At 69.6% G+C, this 14,835-nt stretch carries 19 protein-coding genes; all 19 read left to right on the forward strand.

Annotation, left to right across the window (positions count from 1 at the left end):
- A partial coding sequence (locus ACTWQJ_RS29080; RefSeq protein WP_443309508.1) for a hypothetical protein occupies nt 1-320 on the forward strand: 320 nt, incomplete at its 5' end.
- Nucleotides 317-574 (forward strand): hypothetical protein, encoded by a 258-nt coding sequence (locus ACTWQJ_RS29085; protein ID WP_443309509.1) that lies wholly within the window; start codon nt 317-319, stop codon nt 572-574. The genes ACTWQJ_RS29080 and ACTWQJ_RS29085, both read left to right, overlap by 4 nt.
- Nucleotides 575-583: 9 nt before the next feature.
- Nucleotides 584-796 (forward strand): hypothetical protein, encoded by a 213-nt coding sequence (locus ACTWQJ_RS29090; RefSeq protein ID WP_443309510.1) that lies wholly within the window; start codon nt 584-586, stop codon nt 794-796.
- Nucleotides 797-1,009: 213 nt separating this feature from the next.
- Complete coding sequence (locus ACTWQJ_RS29095; protein WP_443309511.1) at nt 1,010-1,552, forward strand: phage terminase small subunit; 543 nt, start codon at nt 1,010-1,012, stop codon at nt 1,550-1,552.
- Between the two features lie 67 nt (nt 1,553-1,619).
- Nucleotides 1,620-3,026 (forward strand): terminase large subunit domain-containing protein, encoded by a 1,407-nt coding sequence (locus ACTWQJ_RS29100; RefSeq protein ID WP_443309512.1) that lies wholly within the window; start codon nt 1,620-1,622, stop codon nt 3,024-3,026.
- Complete coding sequence (locus tag ACTWQJ_RS29105; protein WP_443309513.1) at nt 3,023-3,259, forward strand: hypothetical protein; 237 nt, start codon at nt 3,023-3,025, stop codon at nt 3,257-3,259. The genes ACTWQJ_RS29100 and ACTWQJ_RS29105 overlap by 4 nt, the downstream gene beginning before the upstream one ends.
- Nucleotides 3,256-4,590, forward strand: a complete 1,335-nt coding sequence (locus ACTWQJ_RS29110; protein WP_443309514.1) for a phage portal protein — start codon at nt 3,256-3,258, stop codon at nt 4,588-4,590. The genes ACTWQJ_RS29105 and ACTWQJ_RS29110 overlap by 4 nt, the downstream gene beginning before the upstream one ends.
- Nucleotides 4,591-4,601: 11 nt before the next feature.
- Nucleotides 4,602-5,654, forward strand: a complete 1,053-nt coding sequence (locus tag ACTWQJ_RS29115) for an HK97 family phage prohead protease (protein WP_443309515.1) — start codon at nt 4,602-4,604, stop codon at nt 5,652-5,654.
- Entirely contained in the window at nt 5,596-7,065 is a 1,470-nt protein-coding gene (locus ACTWQJ_RS29120; protein WP_443309516.1) for a phage major capsid protein, read from the forward strand. The genes ACTWQJ_RS29115 and ACTWQJ_RS29120 overlap by 59 nt, the downstream gene beginning before the upstream one ends.
- Nucleotides 7,066-7,123: 58 nt before the next feature.
- The gene (locus tag ACTWQJ_RS29125; protein ID WP_443309517.1) at nt 7,124-7,423 is read left to right on the forward strand and encodes a hypothetical protein; all 300 of its coding nucleotides are present in this window, start codon (nt 7,124-7,126) and stop codon (nt 7,421-7,423) included.
- The gene (locus ACTWQJ_RS29130; RefSeq protein ID WP_443309518.1) at nt 7,420-7,836 is read left to right on the forward strand and encodes a hypothetical protein; all 417 of its coding nucleotides are present in this window, start codon (nt 7,420-7,422) and stop codon (nt 7,834-7,836) included. Before ACTWQJ_RS29125 ends, ACTWQJ_RS29130 begins: the two co-directional genes overlap by 4 nt.
- A gap of 12 nt (nt 7,837-7,848) precedes the next feature.
- Entirely contained in the window at nt 7,849-8,499 is a 651-nt protein-coding gene (locus ACTWQJ_RS29135) for a hypothetical protein (RefSeq protein WP_443309519.1), read from the forward strand.
- A gap of 3 nt (nt 8,500-8,502) precedes the next feature.
- Nucleotides 8,503-9,327 (forward strand): hypothetical protein, encoded by an 825-nt coding sequence (locus ACTWQJ_RS29140; protein WP_443309520.1) that lies wholly within the window; start codon nt 8,503-8,505, stop codon nt 9,325-9,327.
- Nucleotides 9,328-9,804: a hypothetical protein gene (locus ACTWQJ_RS29145; RefSeq protein WP_443309521.1), complete on the forward strand. Its 477-nt coding sequence runs from the start codon at nt 9,328-9,330 to the stop codon at nt 9,802-9,804.
- Nucleotides 9,805-9,821: 17 nt separating this feature from the next.
- A complete protein-coding gene (locus tag ACTWQJ_RS29150) occupies nt 9,822-10,019 on the forward strand; it encodes a hypothetical protein (RefSeq protein ID WP_443309522.1) in 198 nt (65 codons plus the stop codon).
- A 2-nt stretch (nt 10,020-10,021) separates the two neighbouring features.
- On the forward strand, nt 10,022-11,017 hold the full coding sequence (locus ACTWQJ_RS29155) for a phage tail tube protein (RefSeq protein WP_443309523.1): 996 nt from the start codon (nt 10,022-10,024) through the stop codon (nt 11,015-11,017).
- Between the two features lie 34 nt (nt 11,018-11,051).
- Nucleotides 11,052-11,570 (forward strand): hypothetical protein, encoded by a 519-nt coding sequence (locus tag ACTWQJ_RS29160; RefSeq protein WP_443309524.1) that lies wholly within the window; start codon nt 11,052-11,054, stop codon nt 11,568-11,570.
- Between the two features lie 13 nt (nt 11,571-11,583).
- Nucleotides 11,584-12,078: a hypothetical protein gene (locus ACTWQJ_RS29165; RefSeq protein ID WP_443309525.1), complete on the forward strand. Its 495-nt coding sequence runs from the start codon at nt 11,584-11,586 to the stop codon at nt 12,076-12,078.
- 161 nt (nt 12,079-12,239) lie between these two features.
- Nucleotides 12,240-14,835: hypothetical protein (locus tag ACTWQJ_RS29170; protein WP_443309526.1), on the forward strand; the 2,596-nt coding region annotated here is incomplete at its 3' end.

Below are 14,835 nucleotides of genomic sequence, written 5' to 3' on the forward strand. Positions count from 1 at the left end.
TCCCGGCGCACATGCCGATCGTCTGCGAGGCCCGGGACGCGGCCCTGGAGCGGCTACTGCTCGGCGGGCACCAGGTGCGCTGCTGCTGGGTCATCTCGACCGCGCCGGAGCGGGCGAAGCGCGACCACTACCGGCGCCGATACGGGGCCCGGGTGGTGGTGCTGTGGTGGCCGGAGGAAACGTGCCTGCTGCGGGCGATGAACGAGCGGCCGCCGCAGTGGCAGCAGTACGTACGGCAGTGGTTCGACCGATACGAGCCGGACCCCAAGGACACCGTCCTGCGCAGCTGGCAGGCCGCAGGACAGGAGCGGGCTGGATGAGTGAGTTCGTGGACGCCGAGGACTTCGACCAGCTCGTCAAGGTGAAGCGAGTGGCGCACGTCGTGCCCATCACCGCCCAGCAGCTGCTCGACGCGGGGCTGCCGCTGCCGCCCGGCATAGCACCGCCTCCGGAACCGCCCCGGCCGTCGCTCTGGCGGCGCTGGCGATGGGCCTACCTGGACGCGGTCCGGCGCATGCGCGAGCGCGTCGGCTTCTGGATCGCTGGCTACGACCCTGACGACGAGGACTGGTAGGCGAACGGGATGGCGAAGCACGCCGATCTGAACATGCGGGTGACCGTCGATGTGACCGTCATCCGACCTGGTGACACGGCCCTGGTCCGTATGCCGCGCGACACGCCGCAGGTGCAGCTGGAGACGATCGCTGACCGGCTGCGGGAGCGGCTACCGGGCGTCGATGTGCTGCTTCTGGCTGGGGTGGACGGGATCGACGTGTACCGGCCGGGCGACGCATGAAGCGCTCCGACGTAAGGACGTACAAGGTCCTGACTGCCGTACGTCAGCACAGGTTCCGAGCGTTCGAGCAGCTCGCCGCGAAGTACCCGGCAAAGGTCGTTCGAGCGGCGTTCACCCGGGACGTGCGGGCTGGGCTGCTGGAGTACGGCGTTTGTCTGGAGCGGCCCTGGCTGAGCCCGGCTGGAGAACGTCTGCTGGAGGCGGGAGGTCCTGATGGCGGGGAGAGGACCAGCGCCGAAGGATCCGGAGAAGCGGCAGCGCCGTAACGCCGCAAAGGACCTCGCCGTCGTCGCTGGCGGCGCCGCCGAGGCCCCCGAGGTGCCGGCGCCTCCTGCTGGGCTGCTGAAGCGGACACGGGACAGGTGGGCGGACTACTGGGCGTCACCGGTCGCGAGGCTGGCCGACCCGGTGAGCGACTTGCCTGCGCTGGAGCGGCTGTTCGTCCTGTACGACGACCTGGAGCGCAGCAACGCCGCGGTGAAGAAGCGCGGCCACATGGTGACCGGCTCGCAGGGCCAAGCCGTGCTCAATCCGCTGCTGCGGCACATCCAGGTCACGCAGGCCGAGGTGCGGCAGTTGGAGGACCGGTTCGGTCTCTCGCCGCGGGCGCGCCTGTCGCTGAACGTGACGCTTGGTGAGGCCGCCAAGTCGCTCGCCGACCTCAACTCCGAGTTCATGGGCGGAGGCGAGGACGACGATGACCCCCGCTTCGACGTCATCGCAGGTCAGGACGTCATCGACGGCGAGACCGCTTAGCGCTCCCCGCTCGCTGGGCTGGCCGACGCACGGGCCGCTCGTCTGCAAGTGGATCGAGAAGCACTGTGTGTACGGGGAGGGCGACTACTTCGGCCAGCCCGTACGGCTGCTCCGCTTCCAGAAGCAGTTCCTGTACTGGCTGTACGAGTACAACCCGATCACCGGTGAGCGCCGCTTCCGCCAGGCGATGCTCGAGGTCCCCAAGGGCAACGGCAAGACCCCGCTGTCCGCGTGGGTGATGCTGTTCGAGCTGCTGGGGCCCCCGCTGTTCGGGCCGAAGGGCTCGCCGATCATCCCCGTCGGGGCCGCCTCGTTCGAGCAGGCCGACCTGCTGTTCGGCGACATGAAGAACTGCTGCAACGAGTCGCCGACGCTGAAGCACCACGTCGATGTGTTCGACACCGAGATCCTGGTCAGGAACGGGCCAGGCCGGGCGTACCGGATCGCCGCGGCCGCCGGCACCAACGACGGGCCCCGGCCCTCGATGTTCGCCGCCGACGAAATCCACGAGTGGACCGGCGGCAAGGAACGCGTCCACTTGGTCATCGCCAACGGCCTGGTCAAGCGGGCCAACTCCCTGGTGCTGAACACCACCACGCCGGGCGCGGACCTGGACTCGCTGGCCGGGCGGATGCACCTCTACGGCTACCAGGTCAACAGCGGCCACGTGAGCGACGACCGGTTCCTGTTCGTCCACTACGGCGTCAAGGACGGCCAGTTCGACCTTGAGGACCCCGAACAGCTGCGCGCGGCGGTACTGGCCGCGAACCCGGCCGCCGGGGCGTTCGTGCGGGTCGAGGACACCGTCGCCCGCTACCACCAGATCCAGGAGTTCGAGTACCGGCGCTACAACCTCGGCCAGTGGACCCGCGCGGACGAGTCCTGGCTGCCTCCAGGCGCGTGGGAGCGCTGCGCTGGGGACGTCGAACTCGACCCGGACCTGCCGTCGCACGCGGCCGTGGACATGGCCCACAAGCACGACTCAGTGGCGGTCGTCGTCGCGCAGCTCGGCGAGGACGGCAAGGTCCGGGTGAAGGCGAAAGTCTGGACCCCCTCCAAGGGGCAGACCATCGACGTCGCCGCGGTCGAGAACCACCTGCGGGAGCAGCACCGAACGCTGAACCTCCAGACGATCGCGTACGACCCGGCGTACTTCCAACGCTCCGCCGAGGCCCTGATCGACGAGGGCCTGCCGATGGCGGAGTTCCCTCAGGGCGCCGGCCACATGGTGCCGGCCTGCCAGGACACCTACCGGGCCATCGCCGACCGCACCCTCGTGCACGGCGACGACCCGGTGCTCACCGACCACGTACTCGCTGCCGCGACCCGGGACACGGACCGCGGCTGGCGCCTGTCCAAGGGCAAGTCGAAGCGGCACATCGACGCGTGCATCGCGATGGTCATGGCCGTCTTCCTCGCGCTGCCACGGATCGAGCACGAAGAGGAGATCGAGCCGTGGTTCGGATTCGGGTGAAGCGACCGAAGGTGGGCCGCCCGGCGTGGCTGAAGCGGCCGAAGGTGAGCCGCCTGGCGCGCGCCCGCGGCGCCACGTTCGCCGGCGGCTGCCTGGTCTCGGCCGGCGTGTGGGAGTGGTTCGGCCGCCCGGTCGCCCTGGTCGTGGCCGGGGCGCTGGTTGTCGCCTACTCGCTGCTGATCGCCGACGTCGCCGAGCCCAGCGAGGATGACGGGGGGTCCGACCAGTGGTGAGCCTGTGGCGGGCGGCCCGCCGGTCGATCACGACGATCGACGACTACATCCAGGCCTTCCAGTACGGCGGCAACACCTACACGTACCCGCAGCTCGGCACGCAGCAGACGATGCCTGGCGTCGCCAAGGAGAAGCTCCCTGCGGACTTCGCCGGGTACGCCATGCAGGCCGCCACCAACGGCGTCCTCTTCGCCTGCCTGGCCGTGCGCCAGGACGTGTTCTCCGCCGTCCGCTTCCAGTGGCAGCGCCTCAACAACGGCCGCCCCTCGGAGCTGTTCGGCACCACCGACCTGCGGGCCCTCGAGGAACCGTGGACCGGCGGCACGACGCAGGACCTGCTCGTCAGGATGATCCAGGACGCCGATCTCGCCGGTAACAGCTACTGGACCGGCGACCCGGAGAACGGCGACCTCGTACGAATGCGCCCCGACTGGGTGGAGATCGTCCTGGAGCCGCGCATGATGCGCGGCGGCCGGCTCGGCTGGCGGCGGCTCGGCTACATCTACACCGAGCCCGACGGCGAACCGGTGGCGCTGCTGGCCGACGAGGTCGCCCACTTCGCGCCCCGCGCCGACCCGCTGGCCACCTACAGGGGCATGAGCTGGATGACGCCGGTCGTGCGTGAGGTCCGGGGCGACAACCTGATGTCGTCCTACAAGCAGGGCTACCTCGAGAACCGCGGCACGCCGAACGTGATCGTGAAGTTCGACCGCGAGGTCAAGCCGGACGCGCTGGACAAGTTCAAGGCGCGCATGGAGGCCGAGCACCGCGGCCCCGAGAACGCGGGCAAGACCTTGTACCTGGGCGGCGGCGCGGACGCCACGATCGTCGGCTCGAACATGCAGGAGCTCGACTTCGCCCGCATCCAGGGCGCCGGCGAGACCCGCATCGCGGCGGCCGCCGGCGTCCCCCCGGTCATCGTGGGCCTGTCCGAGGGCCTGGCCGCAGCGACGTACTCGAACTACTCCCAGGCGAGGCGGCGGCTGGCGGACGGCACGATCCACCCGCTGTGGCAGAACGCTGCCGGCAGCCTGCGCCGCCTCGTACGGCCGACCGGCAACGCTGCCTCTGGCGCGGTGCGGCTCTGGTACGACCCCAGAGACGTCCCGTTCCTGCGCGAGGACCGCAAGGACGCCGCAGAGATCTCGTTCCGGCAGGCGCAGACGATCCGGACCCTGGTGGACGCCGGATACACCCCCGAGTCGGTGCAGCGGGCTGTCGACGCCGAGGACTGGTCGCTGCTCGAACACACCGGCCTGTTCAGCGTCCAGCTCCAGCCGCCCGGCACCCAGGCCCCCGCTCTTCCCTCAGCGCCAGCCGACGAGAGCTAGGAGACGCGCACATGGACACGCCCATCGACGCCATGCGGCGGCAGGCGCTGGAACGCTCCGTGCCGTTCACCTTCCGTGCCGAGCAGGACGGTGAGGGGGACGGCGACGGGCTCACTCTGGAGGGCTACGCAGCCGTCTGGGACCAGCCCACCGAGATCGACTCGTGGGAGGGCGAGTTCACGGAGCAGATCCGCAAGGGCGCCTTCAAGAAGACCCTCCGCGAGCGGACCCCTGTCTTGCAGTTCGACCACGGCTATCACCGGCTCATCGGGTCCATCCCCATCGGCTCGTTCGAGGACCTCCGCGAAGACGACCAAGGCCTCTACGTACGCGCCCGTCTGTCAGACAACTGGCTCATCGAGCCCGTACGAGACGCCATCCGGGACCGCGCCATCACCGGCATGAGCTTCCGGTTCAACGTCATCCGCGACGAATGGCGGGACAAGGACGGCAAGGTCCTCTCCCCGGTCGAGGTCTCCCAGCTGCTGTGGAAGCCCGGCGACCGCGGCCCGCTCCAGCGGACCCTGATCGAGGTCCGGTGCAGCGAGCTCGGGCCGGTGGTCTTCCCGGCCTATGCCGGCACTTCGGTCGACGTGAGGGCCGCCGGATACGCCCGCGAGATTGCCGCCGACCGCGACATGACCCGCGAGCTGCGCCGCAGTCTCGCCCTGAACTCGGCCGTCCAGGAGGGCCTTGACGACCCGGCCATGCGCCGCGAGGTCGCCCGCGCCCTGCTCTTCGGCCGTACGGACGCGCCGCTCATCACCGAGCGCGCGACCACACCAACGGACACGCCGCCCGACGACGGGCACCCGTCCGACCGCACCACCAGCACCACCGGCGCGCCGCTCACCTCGGAGCACCCGTCGCAGAATCCCGACGCGCCGCTCGCCACAGAGCACCCGTCACCGTCTCCGCGCAGCAGCCGCCTGAAGGCGCAGATCCGCGAGATCACCGGCCTCATGGATGAGCAGCTTGCGCGCATCGCGCAAAGGCAGACGACTGATGGAGCTCAGTCACTCGCAGGCGGTAATCCGCCTGAAGGACATCAAGGCCGAGCTTGAGAGGCTCGGCGAGAAGGACGACCTGACCTCGGAGGACGAGCAGTCTTTCGACGAGCTGACCAGGGAGTTCGCCGAGGTCGACAACCACCGCCGCCAGCTGGAGCGGAAGGCCGCCCTGGAGCGGGTCCGCTCGGCGACGCAGGCCACCGAGCGCGGCCCCGCGGCCGTGAAGGTGGAGGGCGGCACCCCCTACAACTCCCGCGACGGCTACGACCTCGACCCGATCCTGCACCCGGACAGCGTCGAGGACATGCGGTTCCGCAACCCGTGGGACCTCAGTGAGGTGCGGACGTTTTCCCGCTCGAAGGCGGAGGTCGGGCACGAGCTGCGCGCCCGCGCCCTGTCGGCGATCACGAAGATGTCCGGGGCGAACGACCACGTGCGTTCGGCGGCGACCGACATCATCGAGCGCTGGGACGACGACAACGCCTCCATCGCCCGTCTGTGCCTGGCGACCAGCTCGCCGGAGTACCTGCGGGCCTGGTCGAAGATGGCGCGCGGCATCGGCCACATGATCAGCCCGGAGGAGCAGAAGGCCCTGGAGCGGGCCATGTCGCTCACCGACTCGGCGGGCGGCTACCTGGTGCCGTTCCAGTTGGACCCGACGGTGATCATCACCAGCTCGGGTTCGCTCAACGAGATCCGGCGGGTGGCCCGGCAGGTCGTCGCGACCGGCGACGTGTGGAACGGCGTCAGCGCGGGCGAGGTGTCGTGGCGGTGGGCCGCTGAAGGCTCCGAGGCTGGCGACAACGCGCCGACGTTCGCGCAGCCGACGGTGCCGGTGCACCAGGCGGACGGCTTCGTGCCGATCTCCATCCAGGCCCTCCAGGATGAGGCCAACGTGACTGCCGAGGTCGGGCGCCTGCTCGCCATGGGCAAGGACACCCTGGAGGCGGCGGCGTTCGCCACCGGCACCGGCTCCGGCCAGCCGACCGGCATCGTCACCGCTCTGACCGGCACGTCGTCCGAGGTGAACATCGCGGGTACGTCGCTGGCGCTGGCGGACGTGTACGCGGTCGATGACGCGCTGCCGGCCCGCTACCGGGGCATGGCCTCGTGGCTGGCGAACAGGGCGATCTACAACGACATCCGGCAGCTGTCCGACGCCAACACCCAGGCGTGGGAGCGGCTCGGCGCCGATGTGCCGCCGCAGCTGCTCGGCCGGAACGCGTACGAGGCGGAGAACATGGACGGCGCGATCGGCGCTGCGCAGTCCAACTTCGTGCTCATCTACGGCGACTTCAGCAACTACGTGATCGCCGACAGGGTGGGCATGACCGTGGAATTCATCCCGCACCTGGTGGGCGCCAACCGCAGGCCGACCGGCCAGCGCGGCTGGTACGCCTACTACCGGGTCGGCGCCGACAGCGTGAACGACGGCGCGTTCCGGATGCTCGACAAGACCGGCTGACCCGACAGGCGAGGGGCCCTCCCACGGGAGGGCCCCTCGCTGCGGAAAGGACTCACAGATGTACTACCGATGCCGCGAGGCATTCGTGACCCGCATCGACGGGGCCCGGGTCAGCATCGCCGTCGGCGACCTCGTCGAGGACTCCGAGGACGTGTACAAGGCACGGCCTACGGCGTTCGAGACCGTCGACGACTACATGGCCAAGCGGCGGGCCCGCCGCGGGGCCCCGCGCGGTCGTGCCGCCGTCGAGCAGGCCAGTGCCGCGCCGGGCGAGATGCGGTCGCTGACGAAGCCGCCCACGCCGCGCCGAGCCCGCTCAACAGCAGGCAAGGGCAAGACCCAGGAGGGCGACAAGTGAGCAGGCGCAGCGTCTACACCAACGTCACCCCGCGCGCGACGCTGGCGATCGCGTCGCGCACCGCGAACACCACGGTCAACGGCGCCAGCGTCGACCGCAACGTCGGCGGCGACATGCACCGCTCGGCGATGGTGATGGTCCACACCGGCACCATCACCGACGGCACGCACACCGTCGAAGTGCAGGACTCCGACGACAACAGCACCTTCGCCGCTGTCGCGGATGCGTTCCTTCAGGGCACCGAGCCCGCGATCGGGGCGACCGACGACGACAAGCTGTTCGTCATCGGCTACATCGGGGAGCGTCGCTACCTGCGCGTGTCGGTGACCACGGCCGGCGCCACCGGCGGCGGCACGTTCGGCGCGGTCATCCTGCTCGGCGAGCCGCGCCGCGGCCCGGTCAGCCACACCTGAGCAAGCTGAGTCGTGCCCGGCTTCGCGACGCTCATCGACAACTTCGACGACAACGTCCGCGACACCCTGAAGTGGTCAGGTTCGTACGGGGACATCGTCGAGGCCGGCGGCCGCGCGCGGGTGCCGGCCTCGACGGCGTTCTCCGCCTACCAGTCCGCTTCCGCGTACACGCTCGACGAGTCGTCCCTGGCCTGCCGTGTGTACGCCCCGGCGGCGGGCGGGGCGACCGTGGAGGCCCTGGCCGAGGTCCTCGTCATCACCTCGGTCGGCGGCACCGACGGAGGGTTCAGCATCAACGCCGTCACCGGACAGATGAAACTGATGTCCCGGGTGGGCTACGCCGACCCCGGCGAGGTGGTGCTCACCTACTCGCCAGCTGCCCACGCATGGGTGCGGCTGCGGGAGTCCGCCGGAAACCTGCACTGGGACACGAGCCCCGACGGTCAGACGTGGACCACCAGGCGCACGGCTGCCTCACCGACCTGGGTGAACGACACGAACCTGTCGGTGATCCTCGCCGGGCACCGCAACAACGGCACGGACGACTATGCCGAGTTCGACAACTTCAACCTGACCCGCGGCATCCAGATCGGCGACGCCTTCCGCGCGGGGGCAGCCGTGAGCGACCTGGCCCGGTCCGGCACGACGATCAGCGGGGGGTGAGCGGTGCCCTTCGACCTCGGCGACGTCGTCCCCCTCGGCACCACTGTCAAGGACGGCTCCGGCACCCTGGTCAACGCCGGCGCCATGGCGCTGACCATCACCCTGCCAGACAACACGACCGTCAGCGTGTCCCCGGTCACGCCCGTGTCGACCGGCACGTACACGTACGACTACACCACCGTCCAGCCCGGCCGCCACGTGGTGCGATGGGTCGCGAGCGGGGCGAACGCGGGCGCGTACACGGACGTGTTCGACGTCCGCGAGGCCGCACCGCCGCTGATCATGTCGCTCGCCGATGCACGCAAGCACGTCAACGCCACCGTCACCACGCACGACGAAGAGCTGCGCGGCTGGGTGGAAGCAGCGTCCAGGGCCGTCGAGTTCTTTGTCGGCCCGGTTGCCCGCCGTACGGTCACCGAGACCCACAACCGGGCGTACGCACGTGTGCTGGCACTGCGCCAGACCCCGGCCATCTCGCTGACGACTGTCGCCGCGGTCCTCACGGGCGGCACCTCGTACGCGGTGGCGGACCTGGACTTGGACGGCGAGACCGGCATTGTGCAGCGCAAGGACGGCGGAGTGCTGTACGGGCCGCTGCGTGTCACCTACGTCGTCGGCCGGACCATCATCAGGGCGAACATCTCCCACGCGGCGCGGATCATCCTCCAGCACCTGTGGCGAACGCAGGGCGGTGGCATGGGGCGTCCGGCGCCGGGCGGCATGGACGACTACGCCGTCACCGAGCCCATCCCCGGCCTCGGGTTCGCGGTGCCCAACCGTGCGCTGGAACTGCTGCTGGACGACCGACTTCCCCCGGGGGTGGCGTAGATGGCGACCTCACGCATTCCTGCCGCGATCGACGCCCTGGTGGCGCGGTGGACTGCCCTGCCCGCGCTGGCCGGGGTGCTGGTCCTCGACGGGCCGACGACCACGGACCTGACCAAGGTGCAGGACCTCGTCTACGTCGGGTGGCAGCCGAACGCCGAGAACGGCATCGCTGTCGAGATGCAGCAAGACTTTGCGCACATCGGCGGCTACACCCGCGACGAGCGGTTCGACATCCTGTGCTTCGCCGAATCCTGGACCGGCGACTTCGACATCAAGGCCCGACGCACGCGGTCCTTCGAGCTGTTCGCGGCCTGCGAGAACGATCTGCGCGCCTCCGGCGCCAACCCGGCCGCCCCCAACCTCGGCGGTGCCGTCCTGTTCAGCGGCATCACGCAGGCATCGCTGTTCCAGCAGCAGACCGACAAGGGCGCGCAGGTCGGCGTCGCCTTCCGCGTCTCCTGCACCGCCCGCATCTGATCACCCCAAGGAGAGCCATGGCGAAGGTCCGCCTTGCCGATGACGAGCCGCGCATCGTGCCGTGGCTCGGCCACCAGACCGTGCAGCCCGACGAGGTCGTCACGATCCCTGACGACTGGTTCGAGTCGTTCGTCTGCCAGGACATCTGGCAGGCCGTCGAATCCCCCAAGCCGAAGGCCGCGCCCAAGCAGCGCGCCGCGAAGGAAGGTGACTGACCGTGGCGATCGGATCCGGTCTCGGCGGCTCGCTGGGCATGGCCATGGAGACCACGTACGGGACCTACACGGCGCCCAGCCGGTGGCACCCGCTGGACGCGTTCCCGTTCAAGAAGGTGCCGAACTACGCGCAGGCCGGCGGCCTTGCCTCTGGCAAGATGCTCAAGCGGAAGACCCGCCGTGTGCTGACCCACCACTCGGCGGAGGGTCAGTTCAGCAGCGAGGTCTACCACAAGGGCATGGGCCGCCTGGTCAACTTGCTGATGGGCGGCACGGTCTCGCCGGTGCAGCAGGCGACGACCACCGCGTACCTTCAGACGCACACGCTCCAGGACCCGGCTGGCAAGTTCTGCACGTGGCAGGCCGGTGTGCCCGACACGGGCGGCACGGTCAGGCCGCACACGTTCCTCGGCTGCAAGGTCAAGTCGATGGAGTTCTCCTGCGAGGTCGGCGGCCATCTGATGGTGGCGACGGAGTGGGACTGCCGGGAGCTGTCCGAGGCGCAGGCGCTGGTGGCGCCCTCGTACACGACGGGGCTGAAGCCGTTCCACTTCGCGCAGGGTGTGATCAAGCTCGGCGCGGTCGGTGCGGAAGCGTCGGTGTCCGGCGTCAAGAAGTGGTCGCTGAAGGTGGAACGCGGCTTGGACACGGAGCGGTTCTACTTCGGCAATGCAGGCAAGAAGTCCGAGCCGTTGCTGAACGACTGGACGAAGATCACCGGTTCGGTTGAGGTCGACTACGAGACCAAGGCCGATTTCGCCGACCGCTTCCATGGCAGCAGCGGCACGGCCATGGTGGTGGACTTCACCGGCGACCTCATCGAGGCCACGCACAACGAGCGGTTCAGCTTCAAGACTCCGGCGATCTTCTTCACCGGCGACACCCCGGGAGTGGACGGGCCCGGCATCGTGAACGCGACCTTCAACTTCGAGGTCGACGACGATGAGACCAACAACCCGCTCACCATCGAGATCATGTCCACCGACACGACCCTCTGACCAGGCACCCGGGCAGGGCGGGATAGGGGCGGTCGTGGCTCAGGGACAGCGCTACTTCTGGATCACCAACACACAGCAGCTGACCGAGCTTCAGCGCCGGCTGCACGCGGCCGGCGGGCCGCAGCTGCGGAACAACCTGAACCGGCGGATCCGGCATGCTGCCCAGCCCATCCACCGCGACCTCCAGAACGCCGCCCGGAACCTGCGGGTCTGGGGGCGCGGCGGCAAGGACGGGCGCCGCCGGCCGAAGACGGACGGGCCGCCGCTGAGGGCGACGATCGCGAACTCGATCCGCCTGTCGGTGAGCAGCAGTGGCGGCGCCCGGCTGTGGTCCGACCCGGGCCGCCTGCCGCCGGGCTGGCGGTCGATGCCGAAGAACACCAACGACGGCCACTGGCGGCACCCCACCTTCGGCAACAAGCACCGCGGTGGCTGGGTCGACCAGTACGCCACCCGGGACTGGTGGTTCAACACGATCCGCCCCCACATGCCGCGCCTGCGGACCGAGGTCGCGCGCATCCTCGATGACGTCAAGCGCCGCCTGGGCGGCTGAAAGAGAGCACCACATGATCGTCTCGTACGCGCATGACGACCGGGTCGAGTCGTACTCCACCGAGGACCTGGCCACCATCGAGTCGGCCGAGGTCGAGCGGGTCACCGGCCTGGAATGGGACGACGTCGAGACCGCGCTCAAGGCGCAGAAGCCCCTCGCGATGAGCGCGATCATCTGGGTGTTCCGCAGGCGGCAGACCGCGGGCCTGCGCTTCGCCGACTTCAGCCTCGCCCAGTGGAAGAAGCGGCTGAAGGCCCGCCTCGAGCGCGACGAGATCCTCGACCTGCTGGAGGGCGTACAGCTCCAGCTCGGCGACGACGCCATCGACGACGCCGTGAAGAACCTGCGGGTCCTCGCCCACAATCCGGATGACGTCGACTGGGCGCTGGCGAAGATGGCGGCCCCAAAAGCCCCGGCCCCGGCGCCCGCCCGCCAGGTGACGGCGTCGAGTACGTCCGCCGCCCCGAAGGACGAATCGCCGACCTCTTCGACCAGTACTGGACTCTGATCGCCCAGATCCTGCACGTCGGCCCGACCGAGCTCGGGTCCTTGCCGCGCGAGCGGTTCTACCAGGCCGTCATCCACGTCCAGCGCTACGAGGCCACGCAGGCCGCTGCCGCCGAGAGGGCCGAGGAGGCCGAAGGGGGGTGACCCCGGGTGTCCTCCACCATGACCTTCATCTTGGAAGGTCGCGACCGCTTGTCCCGCGTCCTGGACCGGGCAGGCGACTCGGCGAAGGCGGCTGAGAAGAAGCTCGCCGCCTTCGGCGCTGCCATCCCCGCCGCCGCGGCGATCGCGCCGATGACCGGAGCGATCGGCGGGGCCACCCTCGCCGTGGCCGCGTTCGGCCTGGCGGTCGGCGGACAGATCAGCCACCTCAGCGAGGCCTCCCAGGCGCAGAAGAAGCACAAAGAGGCCGTCGAGGAATACGGCGCCGCATCCGAGGAAGCGGCCAAGGCCGATCTCGCCCGCCACCGGACGCTGGCGAAGATGCCGCCGGCCACCCGCGAGGCAGCCGCCGCTCTGTCGGTGCTGAAGACCGAATACCGCGAGTGGTCCGACGATCTCGCCGACGACACGATGCCCGTCGTCACCAAGGGCATCGGCATCTTCAACGCGCTGCTGCCCAAGACGTCCGGCCTGGTCAAGGGCGCTTCGGGTGAGCTGGACCGGCTGATGACGATCGCCGGTGGGGCGATGAACACCCCGGGCTTCGACCGGTTCATGGGCAAAGTCGAGAAGTTCGCGGTCGGCTCGCTGCGCAAGGCCGTCGACGGGGTCGTGCACTTCGCCCAGGTCGCCGACACGGGGAAGATCGGCGGCGGCATTACGGAGTTCCTCGACTTCGCCAGGGAGCAGGGACCCGTCGCCGCCGACACGCTGCAAAACGTGGCGCTCGCGGGGATCCACGTGCTGACAGCCGCCGGTCAGACCGGTGTGAGCCTGCTCCAAGTGGCCAACGCCGCCGCGAAGATGGTGGCGTCCATCCCGACCGGGTTCATCACGACCGTGCTGCAACTCGCCCTCGCCATCAAGGCCGTGACCCTCACCCGGGCCGGTATGTTGCTGGTGGCCGGCGCGTTCGCCGCAGCGCGCACACAGATCCTCGCTGCGAGCACGGCGGCGGCCGGCGCGTCCGGCGCGGTGGGCAGGCTGAGCGCAGCGTTCATGGCCCTGAGCACCAAGGCCCGTCTCGCTGTGGCGGCGACCGGCATCGGTCTGGTGGTGCTCGCCGTGGCCAAGCTGTCGTCCATCGGCAAGACGGCGCCGCCGGACGTCGACCGGTTGACCACGTCACTCGGCGAGCTGGCCCGAACGGGCAAGGTGTCTGGGGAGGCCGCCAAGCACTTCGGCAAGGACCTCGACGGGCTGTACGACAGCGTCCGCAATATCACTGACCCGTCACTCGTGGACTACGCCCAGAACGCGATCGTCAAGATCTTCACCCTTGGGCAGATCGACTCCACCGCCAGCAAGAAGGCGCAGGAGAACCTCGACGCCATTGACGACTCGCTCGTCAGCCTGGTGCAGGGCGGGAAGGCCGATCTGGCCGCGGCCGCCCTCGACCGGCTGGCGGCCGGCTACTCGAAGAACGGCAAGGAACAAGCGAAGTTCCGCGCCGAGATGGACGAGTACAGGGACGCCGTCGCCGCCGCCAGGCTCGAGGAGGAGTTGGCGGCTCAGAGCATGGGCCTGTTCGGCATGCAGGCGCAGAAGACGCAGCAACAGCTGGCCGCGCAGAAGCTGTCCGCCGACGGTCTCAGGCAGTCCATCCAGGCACTCTCGGACACGTCGCGGTCGGCGTTCGACGCGCAGACCAGGTTCGAGGCCGCGCTCGACAACGTCACCAAGTCGCTCAAGGAGAACGGGCGCACCCTCGATATCGGCACCGACAAGGGCCGAGCGAACCGCGATGCTCTCTCCCAGCTCGCCTCGGCGACCCAGGAGGCCGCGGCGACGGCGAGGGAGAGCGGCGAGTCGTGGCAGACCGTCAACGGCATCTACGACCGCGGCCGGAAGAAGCTGATCGAGAGCGCTCAGCAGATGGGGCTGACCCGCGCGCAGGCGAAGAGGCTCGCGGACCAGATCTTGCGGACCCCGGACAAGACCGCCCGACTGAAGGGCAACCTGGAGGACCTCCAGGCCAAGCTCAAGACGGCGAAGGCCGAACTGAAGCGGGTGCCGGACAGCCGCCGAGCGAAGGTGCTGGCAACCATCGCCGACCTGGAAGCGAAGATCCGGGAGGCGAGGCGGCAGCTCAACAACCTCAACGGCAAGACGGCCACCACCTACGTGAAGACCGTCACCCTGTCCAGCGGGCCGTACAGGGGCAAGGAAGTCCCCATCGCCACGGGCGGCCTGTTCACCGGCACCGGCGTCAAATACCGCGGCAAGGGCTACGCCGGCGGCGGCCTCGTCGAAGGCCCCGGCACCGGCACCAGCGACTCGGTGTACGCGCCGTGGCTGTCCGCCCGGGAGTTCGTCGTCAACGCCAAGCAGACCGCCAAGCATCTCCCCCTGCTCCGCGCGATCAACGACGGCAAGCTCGCCATGGGCTCGCTCCGTGGCGCCGGTACGGCCGCCGCGCAGGGCCTGGCCGGAGGCATGACCGGCAGCGCCGCCCAGGTCACTGCTGCCGCACGGCGTATGGCGGCAGCTGTCACGGCGGGCGTCCGTGAGGAACTCCAGATCTCGTCGCCGTCGAAGAAGATGGCCGCGCTTGCGAAGGACATCGGCGCCGGTTTGATCAAGGGGCTGACCGGGT

It is taken from the genome of Streptomyces sp. KR55 (assembly GCF_052245645.1).
Lineage (GTDB): Bacteria > Actinomycetota > Actinomycetes > Streptomycetales > Streptomycetaceae > Streptomyces > Streptomyces flavusporus.

Bases quoted from the DNA above. Each gene is read 5' to 3' on its own strand.
- ACTWQJ_RS29085 (WP_443309509.1), top strand. From the start codon at position 317: ATGAGTGAGTTCGTGGACGCCGAGGACTTCGACCAGCTCGTCAAGGTG.
- ACTWQJ_RS29090 (WP_443309510.1), top strand. From the start codon at position 584: ATGGCGAAGCACGCCGATCTGAACATGCGGGTGACCGTCGATGTGACC.
- ACTWQJ_RS29095 (WP_443309511.1), top strand. From the start codon at position 1,010: ATGGCGGGGAGAGGACCAGCGCCGAAGGATCCGGAGAAGCGGCAGCGC.
- ACTWQJ_RS29115 (WP_443309515.1), top strand. From the start codon at position 4,602: ATGGACACGCCCATCGACGCCATGCGGCGGCAGGCGCTGGAACGCTCC.
- ACTWQJ_RS29120 (WP_443309516.1), top strand. From the start codon at position 5,596: ATGGAGCTCAGTCACTCGCAGGCGGTAATCCGCCTGAAGGACATCAAG.
- ACTWQJ_RS29125 (WP_443309517.1), top strand. From the start codon at position 7,124: ATGTACTACCGATGCCGCGAGGCATTCGTGACCCGCATCGACGGGGCC.
- ACTWQJ_RS29145 (WP_443309521.1), top strand. From the start codon at position 9,328: ATGGCGACCTCACGCATTCCTGCCGCGATCGACGCCCTGGTGGCGCGG.
- ACTWQJ_RS29150 (WP_443309522.1), top strand. From the start codon at position 9,822: ATGGCGAAGGTCCGCCTTGCCGATGACGAGCCGCGCATCGTGCCGTGG.
- ACTWQJ_RS29165 (WP_443309525.1), top strand. From the start codon at position 11,584: ATGATCGTCTCGTACGCGCATGACGACCGGGTCGAGTCGTACTCCACC.